Annotated in this window: 5 protein-coding genes and 1 pseudogene; all 6 read left to right on the top strand. The window is 41.4% G+C overall.

What is annotated here, in order from left to right:
• The first annotated feature begins 723 nt into the window (after nucleotides 1-723).
• Nucleotides 724-3036, top strand: a complete 2313-nt coding sequence (locus ACE1AT_RS08315) for an NACHT domain-containing protein (RefSeq protein WP_374867172.1) — start codon at nucleotides 724-726, stop codon at nucleotides 3034-3036.
• A 484-nt stretch (nucleotides 3037-3520) separates the two neighbouring features.
• Nucleotides 3521-5671: a glycogen debranching protein GlgX gene (gene glgX, locus ACE1AT_RS08310; protein ID WP_374867170.1), complete on the top strand. Its 2151-nt coding sequence runs from the start codon at nucleotides 3521-3523 to the stop codon at nucleotides 5669-5671.
• Between the two features lie 146 nt (nucleotides 5672-5817).
• Nucleotides 5818-7647 carry a malto-oligosyltrehalose trehalohydrolase gene (gene treZ / locus ACE1AT_RS08305; protein ID WP_374867167.1) on the top strand — a complete coding sequence of 610 codons (1830 nt, stop codon included), beginning with the start codon at nucleotides 5818-5820 and terminating at the stop codon, nucleotides 7645-7647.
• Between the two features lie 102 nt (nucleotides 7648-7749).
• On the top strand, nucleotides 7750-10584 hold the full coding sequence (treY, locus tag ACE1AT_RS08300; protein ID WP_374867165.1) for a malto-oligosyltrehalose synthase: 2835 nt from the start codon (nucleotides 7750-7752) through the stop codon (nucleotides 10582-10584).
• 90 nt (nucleotides 10585-10674) lie between these two features.
• Nucleotides 10675-10959 (top strand): annotated as a pseudogene (locus ACE1AT_RS08295) (hypothetical protein); the annotation flags it as partial.
• A gap of 389 nt (nucleotides 10960-11348) precedes the next feature.
• A complete protein-coding gene (gene nifX / locus ACE1AT_RS08290) occupies nucleotides 11349-11729 on the top strand; it encodes a nitrogen fixation protein NifX (RefSeq protein ID WP_016862429.1) in 381 nt (126 codons plus the stop codon).
• Nucleotides 11730-12165 lie beyond the last annotated feature (436 nt).

Genomic DNA, 12165 nt, shown 5'->3' with positions numbered 1-12165 from the left:
ATAGCAATCTGATTTGATTAATGAATTTACTCGTGGAGGCAGGCAATAGGCAATAGGCAATAGGCAATAGGGAAAGAAAGAAAAAAAAGGAAGCTAGATGTGTACTGAGTTTTGTTCAAAAATCAAATAGGAATCCTATATAGAAGAAAAATAAAATCCTAGTAGAGACGTAGCACTGCTACGTCTCTACTATTCTGTTTTTTACAAATGATTTAGGATTGCTATATAAAAAAACTTCCTTGGAAATATCTGTAATATTGCAACCTTCTGGTTATAGTAATCAGTTTTTATCTACTGTCGTTGCTCTAAAGAGCTAACCAGTGTTCATAGAGAAGCTCTGAATCTGTACTCCTTCAGCATGACAGATGGGTGTTTGAGATTAAGTCTTAGCAAAGGTTAGAGAAGTATAAGAAGTATCAAATGAGTTTGTAGTGTTTGAATTTGTTACATAAATTAACAAAATTAATAATTCTCAATGCCACTTGTCATTTAGACTCGTTAACTCAATCTTCATAGGGTTTTTACAGAATTGATTCCACAAGTGTACCTGGAATTTACCTATGAAGAACTTTTGGATTGGCTTCATTTCGATGAAATTAAAGTCGATCTCTGACTTTTGTATGATTTAAATTGAGCAAATTTTAATAACATAGGAAAGTGTATAAAATGTATACTTTTAATAAAAATTTAAGTTATAAGCTTTAATTATGAGTTTTTTGTCTTATGGTCAGGCGATCGCTCCAAGCATCACAGATTGGAATTCAAGAGGCTAAAAGAGCGTTTGCCCGCAAGGGGTGGACTCAGGAAAATTTGGCTTTTGAAGTCGGCTTAAAGACTCGACAACCCATTTGGCGATTTTTCTCTGGACGTCCGGTTGATCGTCAGATTTTTCTAGAAATTTGTTCTGTATTGGAATTGAATTGGCGGGAAATCGCTGCCGATCCTCCGGCCGAATTCTCCGATCCCGAAGAAGTTGCCCAGGCTGCTGCTCTAGATATTGATCTTTTGGTGCAACAAGTGCGATCGCAACGCCAAGACAAAATTCAAGATCAGTGTGGGATCTTGCAGTTATTAGATATTGGTCATCCCGTTGCGATCGATGACATATACATTGATGTCAATATTTTGGAAGACATCCCCAGCCAACAGTGGTTAGATATCTCTAACCTGCAAAACCTTGAACCAAATGAATTTGACCGCTTTGGCTTAGGTGAGGTTGAGCAGAAACAAATACCAGGTATGCGGGCAGTCGAAACCTACTCCAAACTCAGGGTGCTAGGTAAACCAGGGGTAGGTAAAACCACCTTTTTGCAACATCTCGCTATTCAGTGTAACCAAGGCGTATTTGCGGCAAACCAGGTTCCTGTTTTCATCGTACTGAGGAATTTTGCTGAAGAGTCTAGGATCACTGGCGAGTTCAGCTTATTAAACTATATCCGCCAGGAGTTCATCACTTCCAAAATTTCAGACCCATCAGTTATTGAAACCTTGCTTAGTGCAGGGAGAGTTTTGCTGTTACTTGATGGCATGGATGAAGTTCTTAACCAAGAGAGTAATGCTGTCTTAAGAGAAATTCGCAGATTTTCGGATAAGTATCACAAAAATCGGTTTGTGGCAACCTGTCGAACGGCGGCTCGAAAGCTCACACTCCGAGGCTTTACCGATGTTGAGATTGCCCCGTTTACCCAAGAACAAATCCGGGCCTTCGCCAAAAAATGGTTTGGGGCATTCACCAAAAAAAACACTCAAGATGGGCAGGCACAGTCTGTTGAGTTTATTCAAAAGCTGGACTTACCTGAAAACTGGCAATTTCGCCAACTCGTGATCACACCCCTGTTTCTGCATCTTGCCTGCTGGGTGTTCCACGGTCAAGAAAAATTTCCCACTAAGCGGACTGAGTTTTATAAGCAAGGGCTAGATTTGCTCTTGGGCAAATGGGATGAAGCTAGAGGTGTTGAACGGGATGATGTTTATCGGGGGTTTTTACTACCACAAAAGCTCAAGTTGTTGAGTCAGATTGCGGCGGCAACATTTGAAGAAGGTCAGTACTTCTTTGAGCAACGCGTTATTGAGCAATACATTAGTGACTATATTCGTTATCTACCTGAAGTGCCAATGGAGCCAGAGGAACTGCAACTAGAAAGTGAAGCAGTGCTGAAGGCGATAGAGGCCCAACATGGGCTACTGACAGAACGGGCGCGGGGAATTTTCTCCTTCTCCTATCTGGCGTTTCAAGAATATTTCACGGCGAGAAAAATCGTTGCCAGCCATAACCTGCAAGCATTAGAGCAAGCCCTGGGAGGATTGGTTAGTCACATCACTGACCCTCACTGGCGCGAAATCTTCTTATTGACAGCTGCCATGCTCCGGAGTGCAGACGGGCTGGTGCAGTTGATGAAGCAACACATTGATGCACTAGTCGCCCAAGACCCTTATCTACAAGATTTTTTGACGTGGGCAAGTCAAAAATCTCGTACTACTTCGCCCCAACCAAAGGTTGCGACGGGTCGTGCATTTTACCTTGCCCTTGCCCGGAATCCTCACATAGCTTCTCACTTTACCCTGGCCTGCACCCTCGACCAGGGGATGTTTCTGGATGCGGTGTTAGATAACCTGCTGCTGGAGTGTGCGATCGACCGAAGCCAAGATTTTGCCTATGCTCATGCCTGTGGAGATGCTCTGGGCAACATTCTAGGCATTGTTTTGGATGCTGGACTCTATAAATCCCTGCAACAACTCAGGGAGCAATTGCCGAATCCAAATCAAAACCAAGAAAAATTTCAGGTCTGGTGGCAGACACACTCTTCAGCCTGGGTTGAACAGTTAAAAATGACGATCATTAATTATCGTAATATTGATCACCACTGGCAGTTTAGTCCAGAGCAACAGCAAGTGCTGCAACGCTACTATGATGCCAATCAGTTACTGCTCGATTGCCTGCATAGCAATTGTGAGGTGACAGCTGCTATCAGGCAGGAAATTGAAGCAACCTTATTATTGCCGACTAAGGAACTTGAGGACAGGGAATGGCAATAGAATTGAGGTTATTTACCTAATGCTGTTTTTTAGAGTAGAGTACACAGATGCGTAATACTCTAGTGACATCCTCCCACACCAAATCAAAGATTATGGTGGGGGACTTATAGCCCCTCAAACTCCCCATCAGTTAAAAATTTGAAATTTCTTTAACAAGCGCCCTCATTTTGTCAAGAAATCTTGAAACTTTGGGAATGATGATTTTGAGATTGTGAAATCGAGCGATCGCTTGATTATGCCTAGAAATGTAGCAAAATTGTCTAAGTGAGTTCTCAAAAATTTGACAAAAATCACCATTTCTGGGGATGTCAGTATTTAGTGAATCAGTAAAATTTATGCCAACAGGTTGAGTCACAAAACTTTTTATTTGACTTAATATTTGAGATACTGCGAGAAGCTAGGGCGTGTTGTGCTGGGCAAGATTTTGTAACGCGCGCTAGCTTAACTGTCCTGCCTGATGAATCTGCAACAGGAGTTTGACTGTATGTACTTCTCACTCTGGCCTGGTAGACCATATCCTCTGGGAGCAAACTGGGATGGCAAGGGTACTAATTTCGCTATTTTCTCAGAACATGCGACAAAAGTTGAATTGTGTTTATTTGATCAAAAAGGTCGAGAAACCCGGCTAGAAATTAAAGAAGTTACTAACTTCACTTGGCATGGTTATGTCCCTGGGATTGGCCCTGGTCAAAGGTACGGTTTTAGAGTCCACGGGCCTTTTGCGCCGGAAGAAGGACATCGCTTTAACCCCAACAAACTATTAATTGATCCCTACGCTAAGGCAATTGATGGCGATGTCCGCTTTGGTGAAGAAATCTTTGGTTATCCTTGGGATGATCCCAATGAAGATTTAGGTTTTTCTGAACTTGACGATGCTCATTTAGTTCCCAAATCAGTTGTTGTTGATCAGTCTTTTGATTGGGAAGGAGACGAATTGCTGCAAACTCCCTGGCATGAGACTGTGATTTATGAAACTCATGTCAAGGGCTTTACTAAACTACACCCAGAAATTCCCCCAAGGTTACGCGGAACCTACGCTGGACTTGCTCATCCAGCCGCGATTTCTCACTTGCTATCCTTGGGTGTAACGGCAGTAGAATTAATGCCAATCCATCATTTTTTGGCTTATCCCGGACATTTAATAAATAAGGGCTTAAAAAATTACTGGGGCTACGATTCTATTTGCTACTTGGCTCCCTACTCTGGTTATAGTGCCACTGGTTTTCTAGGACAGCAGTTGCGGGAGTTTAAGCAGATGGTAAAGGCATTACACAATGCTGGCATCGAGGTAATCTTAGATGTAGTTTACAATCACACGGGTGAAGGCAACCACATGGGGCCAACTTTATCCTTGCGTGGTATTGATAATGCTGCTTACTATCGTCTGGTTGATGGCAATAATCGTTACTACATGGACTTTACAGGTTGTGGCAATTCTCTCAACGTCCGCCATCCCCAAGTACTGAAACTGATTATGGATAGTCTGCGCTACTGGGTGTTGGAATGCCATGTCGATGGTTTCCGTTTTGACTTAGCATCGGCGTTAGCTAGGGAATTATACGCGGTCGATCGCCTAGCAGCTTTCTTTGATATAATCCACCAAGACCCTACTTTGGCAGATGTGAAATTAATTGCTGAACCTTGGGATGTGGGTGAAGGAGGCTACCAAGTAGGCGAATTTCCTCTGTTGTGGTCGGAGTGGAATGGTAAATATCGCGATACAGTACGGGACTTTTGGCGTGGAGAAGACAGCCGCATGGCCGAATTTGCTTATCGGTTTACAGGCAGTTCCGATTTATATCAGTTTAATGGACGTAGTCCCAGCGCTAGTGTAAATTTTATTACTGCTCATGATGGCTTTACTCTCCATGACTTAGTTCGCTACAACGAAAAGCACAACGAAGCCAATGGTGAAGAAAACCGAGACGGAGAAAGCCATAACCGCTCGTGGAATTGCGGAGTCGAAGGTGACACGAATGATTGGAAAATAACACAACTGCGGCGAAAACAACTACGGAACTTCTTGACTACGCTGTTTCTTTCCCAAGGTGTACCCATGTTGGTGATGGGTGACGAAATGGGGCGATCGCAACGAGGAAACAACAACCCCTACTGTCAAGATAACGAAATTTCCTGGCTGGATTGGGACTTGCAAGAAGAAAATGAAGCACTGTTAGACTTCACCCGTCAATTAATTGATTTACGTCGCAGACATCCAGTGTTACGCAGACGCAAATGGTTCCAAGGTCGAGCTATTCACGGTTCTGGTGTGCATGATATTCTGTGGTTTAACCCCGATGGGGCTGAAATGACAGAGGAACAATGGAACGATGGTTTTACAAAAGCGATCGGCATTTTCCTCAATGGCGAAGAAATAGCCACACCAGGGCCAAAGGGTGAACGGATTATCGATGAAAGCTTTTTATTATTCTTCAACGCCCATTATGAAATGGTGGAATTCATAATTCCCAAAGGACTACAAGACTGGGAATGGCTCACCATTATAGATACTACTAAACCCCGCTTTGTGCAACGCGGTAAACGTTACATCGAAGATAAACCCGTACAAGTAGAAGCGCGATCGCTTGTGATGTTGCAACGTCTGGGTAGAGTTTCTCACGATGAGGAAGATTAGGGAGTGGGAATCGGGGAACGGGGATCAGGGATCGGGAATTAGTTATTTTTCCCTTACCTTGTCCTCCTTGTCCTTCTTGTCTCCCTTGTCCCCTTTCCCCGATCCCCGATCCCTTATACCTAACCACTAACAATCAACTAATCAATATGCATATCGGTTCTCAATATTTAGGCGATCGCACTTGCAAGTTTACTCTCTGGGCGCCCTTAGAGGGTGATGTTGCTGTTCATCTTGTCGCCCCAAAAGAAAAAATTATTCCCCTGCAAAAGGATGAAAGGGGGTATTGGCAGGGAACTGTCAATAACGTTGAGCCTGGATGTCTCTATTTTTACCAGTTGGATGGTCAAGTTGACCGAGCCGATCCGGCTTCTCATTCCCAACCGCAGGGAGTTCATGGGCCTTCACAAGTGGTTGACCACAGCAGCTTTACCTGGACTGATGGCGAGTGGCAGGGAATTCCGCTTGAGCAAATGGTAATTTATGAATTACATGTTACTACTTTTACTGAAGAAGGTACATTTGAGTCCATAATTCCTCGGATTCCCGAATTGCTGGAATTAGGTGTCAATGCGATTGAAATTATGCCCGTTGCTCAATTTCCTGGCGATCGCAACTGGGGTTATGATGGTACTTTTCCCTATGCGGTACAAAATTCCTATGGTGGCGTTGATGGCTTGAAAAAATTAGTAGACGCCTGTCATCAGCAAGGAATGGCTGTAATTTTAGATGTTGTATACAACCATCTTGGCCCAGAAGGCAATTATCTTTGGGGATTCGGTACTTATTTTACTGACCACTACAAAACACCTTGGGGTAGTGCAGTTAATTTTGACGGGCCTTACAGTGATGGGGTGCGGAATTATTTTGTGCAGAATGCACTTTACTGGCTAGAAACTTTCCATATTGATAGTTTGCGTTTGGATGCAGTCCACGCTATCTATGATTTTGGCGCTAAACATATTTTGGCAGAGATTGCCGAAGCAGTTGCTGAACTTTCACAACGAGGATATAAACGCTACCTGATTGCCGAAAGCGATTTAAATGATCCTCGCATTATTCGTTCTCCCGAAGTTGGTGGTTACGGAATTGACGCACAATGGAGTGATGATTTTCACCATGCTTTACACACTGTACTGACAGGAGAAAATCAAGGATACTACCAAGATTTTGGTCAATTAGAACAACTGGCCAAAGCATATCGCGAAGGCTTTGTTTACACTTGGGATTACTCTCCTCATCGTCATCGCTATCACGGAAATAAAGCTAGCGATTGTTTTTCGCAGCAATTTGTAGTATGTTCTCAAAACCACGATCAGGTTGGTAATCGGATGATGGGCGATCGCCTTACCTCCCTAATCTCCTTTGAAGGGTTAAAATTAACTGCGGCAGCTGTTTTGCTGTCTCCTTATGTTCCGTTGTTGTTTATGGGTGAGGAATATGGTGAAACTGCACCTTTTCTCTACTTTGTCAGTCATAGTGACCCTGACCTGATTAAAGGGGTAAGGGAAGGTAGAAAAGCGGAATTTGCTGCGTTTTTTGAAATTTATGGTCAAGAAGCACCAGATCCGCAAGCAGTAGAGACTATGAAGCGATCGCGCCTGAATTGGGAAAAGCGTCATGAGGGCAAAAACCGGATGTTATGGTTGTTTTACCAAAAATTACTCAAACTGCGGCAGGAAATTCCTGCACTTGCTAATTTGGATCGCCATAACTTAGAAGCATCGGTAATCGAATCAAATAAGGTCTTACAACTGCGACGGTGGTGTGAAAATAACCAAGTATTATGCTGGCTGAATTTTAGTCAAGAAGTTGGTAAAATAAAAGCAAATATACCTAGTGGCCCCTGGCAAAAACAACTGGACTCGGCTGATCCTACTTGGGGTGGTAACAACTCCCAGTTACCCGAAATATTAAACACACAATCTCAGGAAACGCTTGTACTTAATCCTGAGAGTGTAGTTGTTTATTGTCAATAGTCTTTTGTCATTAGTCATTTGTTCTATGTCATTCGTAATTCTAATGAGCAATAGCTAATGACTAATGACCAATGACCAATAACCAGTGACTAATAACTAATCATGGAAATACCAGTAGCAACATACCGGATACAGTTCACCCCTAGCTTTGGTTTTGATCAAGCCAAGGCGATCGCTTCTTATTTAGCAGAACTAGGAATATCTAATTTATACGCATCCCCAATTTTAACTGCCAGAAAAGGTAGTACCCACGGCTACGATACTGTTAATCCCAACGAAATTAATCCCGAATTAGGCGGAAAAGAGAAGTTTTTAGAATTAGTTGTAGAACTCAAGCATTTTCATCTCGGCTGGGTGCAAGATATTGTACCTAACCATATGGCATTTGATAGTCAAAATCACATGCTTGTAGATGTTCTAGAAAATGGTTTTGACTCTCAATATCAAGAGTTTTTTGATATTGATTGGCATCATCATTATCCAGAAAATCAAGGCAAAGTTTTAGCACCTTTTTTAGGTAAATTTTGTGGTGATTGTTTAGAAAGTGGTGAACTCAAACTCCAGTATGAGGAAAACGGGTTAACTATCAACTACTACTCACTAAAGTTTCCTATTCGTATTGAATCTTACTCTCAAGTTTTTACCTATGATTTAGGACGTATACGGGATAAATTAGGTAGAGATCATCCCCATTTTATGAAACTTCTAAGTGTTCTCTACATGTTAAAATATATCCCATCAGGAGAGGAAGGAAGAGAACGCTACGACCAAATTATTATTATCAAACGCATGTTATGGGAACTATGGAATGATAGTCCCGAAATCAAGAGATTTATTGAAGAAAATATTCGTGCATTCAATGGTGAGTCAGGAAATCCCGAAAGTTTTAATCATTTAGAAAACCTACTCAATGAACAATTTTTCCGCCTCGCTTACTGGAAAGTTGGCAATGAAGAACTAAATTACAGACGTTTTTTTACTGTTAATGATCTAATTTCGATCAAAATAGAAGATGAACAAGTTTTTCATACTACTCATGCTTGTATCTTGAAATTGGTTCAAGAAGGTATAATTAGCGGCTTAAGAATTGACCATGTTGATGGTCTTTATGATCCGGCTCAATATCTCAACCGACTACGAGAACATGCTCCTGAAGCTTACCTAGTTGTCGAAAAAATCCTTGAACCTCATGAAGAATTGCCCCTCAACTGGCCGATTCAAGGCACAACAGGTTATGACTTTCTCAATCAAGTGAATGGCATTTTTTGTCAACAATCTACATCTCCAGAATTTGATGCTATTTATCAGCGTTTTTTGGGGAGAAAAGTTTGTTGTGAGGAATTAATTGACCAAAATAAAAGGTTAATTATTAGCAGACACTTAGCAGGAGATATTGATAATTTAGCTCAGTTGCTGAAGCAAATTTCCGGTCGCTATCGCTATGCTAGTGACTTTACAATGTACGGCTTAAAAGCTGCTTTGGTAGAGATTTTGGCGCTTTTTCCTATTTACCGCACCTATATTAATGGTGCAGGGGCTAGCAAAGCAGATCGGGAATATATTCAACAGGTGATGACGCAAGCCAAAAAGAATATTCCCAACTTCCTCAACGAACTAAGCTTTATTGAAAAGTTTCTCATCCTTGACATTGATGAACACCTCTCCCCGGAAGATCAGGAACAATGGTTGCATTTCTTGATGCGTTTACAGCAATTTACCGGGCCATTGATGGCGAAAGGTGTAGAAGATACAGTTTTATATGTCTATAATCGCCTGATCTCCTTAAATGAAGTCGGTTCCCATCCCACACATTTTGGTATTTCTCTAGAAGATTTCCATACCTTTAATCAACAGCGTGCTTCTCAATGGCCCCACGCCATGAATGCTACTTCTACCCACGATACCAAACGTGGTGAAGACATGCGCGCTCGGATTAATGTACTCTCTGAAATTCCCGAAGAGTGGGAAATTCATCTCAAAGAGTGGCGTGAGATTAATGCTCCCTACAAAGAAACTGTCAATAAACAGGATGTACCAACTCCCAACGATGAATACTTTTTCTACCAATCATTAATAGGGGCTTTCCCCTATAAAGACGAAGAGTATCCAGGTTTTGTCGAGCGGATACAGGAATATATTATCAAAGCAATTCGTGAGGCAAAAGTCCACACAGAATGGATTAAACCAGATACAGCCTATGAAGATGCTTTCACTAATTTTGCTGATCGCGTCTTGAAAGATCCTCATAATAACTCATTTCTTGAAGCTTTCCGTCCGTTCCAGCGCAAAATTCAACACTACGGCATTTTAAATGCTCTCTCCCAAACGTTAGTGAAGGCAACTGCTCCGGGTTTACCAGATTTTTATCAAGGATCGGAACTTTGGGATTTAAGTCTGGTAGATCCGGATAACCGCCGTCCGGTAGACTTTGAAATCCGACAAGAATATCTGCAAGACATCAAAACCAAAGCAGCACAAGATATGTCAGGCTTGATTGCAGAGTTGCTGCAAACCCCCAAAGATGGACGAGTGAAGCTATTCCTGACTTATCAAATTTTACAAGCACGGCGAAAATATGTAGATGTATTCCAACGGGGAACCTATGTCAAATTGTCCGTAGCAGGTAGCTTGAAAAGCCATGTCGTAACTTTTGCAAGAGAATTACCAGACACGAGAATAATTGCAATCGCTCCTCGTTTCCTCACTTCCTTGGTTAAAGAAGGTGAGTATCCTTTGGGTGAACAAGTATGGCACGAAACCCGCATTGTTCCCCCTGCTGGTTCCTCTGATGTTTGGTATGACGCCATCACTGGACAGAAAATACAAGGCGAAGATACCCTATGGGTGCGGGAGATTTTGCAACAGTTCCCCGTAGCGTTGTTGGTTAATCATGTAGAAATATCAACAACAGAAGCTAAAAATCAGGAAGCAGAATAGATTTCTGCAAGCTAGTTTTGAAGGTTTGTAGTAAGCACTTTAGTGCTTAAAAAATAAGGACTAAAGTCCTTACTACGAACTTTATTCTTTCTTATTCATTTGTTAATTGATTACCTACAACAACAACGGATATCGGTAATAGCCGCAGTGGAAATTACTATCGTTTCTGCGTTATGAGAGGTTATTTTACGTGGTGTACTAGAAATTCCTCGTGATCAAATTATAGGAATATCAGTATTTTTAGTCGTCTTAGGCATAATTCTCATTGCTATGCCTTGGATCTATCACTTATTTGAAAACATCAAACATCATCAAACTGACGCTACAGAAATAAATACACAATTATTGACTAAAAATTCTCTATCGTCAGATTAGTTGTAACTGCAAACACAGCAATTTTAAACGTTAAATTCTATCTTGATATCTTTAAAATTTTCTCTAGTCATTTAATATCAAGATAGATATAAAAATCAGGTTATTTTAACATTTTAAATCGCCAGTCCAGTGGCGATATGCTATCCTGACTTTAGGGGAATCAAAAACGATGGGTTGCGATCGCACTTTCTCGGAAACAATAAAGATAGCGGGAAACATGTATCGCCTCACCCAGCAAAAAAGACGCTGCAAATAACTCGATAAAATAGGTGATAATACCTGATTTATGCAGTCAATTTTAAGAGTCCATAGGGATATTGAGCGTAAATTTTTAAATCTTGATTCACTTCATAATTCACAACTCCTAACTTCAGGAGAGGATCATTAGAATGAAAATAGCCTTCACAACCAGTGATAGAGTTCATGTTAATGCTCACTTTGGATGGGCGCAAGAAGCAGATGTTTATGAAATCTCCGATGCTGGTTATAAGTTTATAGAGACTCTGAAGTTTCCTGGTAGTTCTAATCAAGATAAAAATGCTGAGAGTGATGATAAAACAGCATCAAAACTTGAAGCACTAGCTGACTGTGCAATTGTTTATGTAGCATCAATCGGTGGTATTCCTGCTGCTAAGTTAATTAAAAGAGGTGTTATGCCAGTCAGACCACAATCAGAAGAAGAAGAGATTGATAGTATTCTAAATAAGTTGGTGCAAACGCTCAAGGGCAATCCTCCACCGTGGTTGCGTAAAGCTCTACAAAAAAGTTAATTTTTGTTACTTTTGTTTCCAAAAGATTTGTAGTTAGGCTAAATCGCTACTGCAAATATCAATCGTTACTATTAAAATCAACCGCAGGTGATCTAATCGCACATACCACAGCAAAGGTTTGTCTCTAGGTCGCCCATTTTTCTTTAACGGTTCCTGGAAGTCTCCATCCTCAATCCTTGGCGTTCTTCGCACGTCGCTTCAACGGGGAAAACCCCCGTACAGTGCTGGTTCTTCATCGCGCTTGATTTTTCATCCCTACTTTGAATGGGTTTGTAGTGAGGACTTTAGTCCTTACCTGGTAAGCTGTTCCACACCTAATTTGCATAAAATGTAAACTGGATAAACTCGTGAAGCTACTACTATGCCTGCTCAAGGATACTTGAATCAATCACAGAAAGAAAGTTTACAGAAAGCTCTATCAGAAAGTAACAATCCA

The sequence above is a fragment of the Pelatocladus sp. BLCC-F211 genome, from assembly GCF_041928655.1.
In the GTDB taxonomy this organism is placed as follows: Bacteria; Cyanobacteriota; Cyanobacteriia; order Cyanobacteriales; family Nostocaceae; genus Pelatocladus.
The sequence above is the reverse complement of the archived record's forward strand: the minus strand, read 5'-3'. Positions and strand labels throughout refer to the sequence as shown.

Bases quoted from the DNA above. Each gene is read 5' to 3' on its own strand.
- treY (WP_374867165.1), top strand. From the start codon at position 7,750: ATGGAAATACCAGTAGCAACATACCGGATACAGTTCACCCCTAGCTTT.
- nifX (WP_016862429.1), top strand. From the start codon at position 11,349: ATGAAAATAGCCTTCACAACCAGTGATAGAGTTCATGTTAATGCTCAC.
- treZ (WP_374867167.1), top strand. From the start codon at position 5,818: ATGCATATCGGTTCTCAATATTTAGGCGATCGCACTTGCAAGTTTACT.
- glgX (WP_374867170.1), top strand. From the start codon at position 3,521: ATGTACTTCTCACTCTGGCCTGGTAGACCATATCCTCTGGGAGCAAAC.
- ACE1AT_RS08315 (WP_374867172.1), top strand. From the start codon at position 724: ATGGTCAGGCGATCGCTCCAAGCATCACAGATTGGAATTCAAGAGGCT.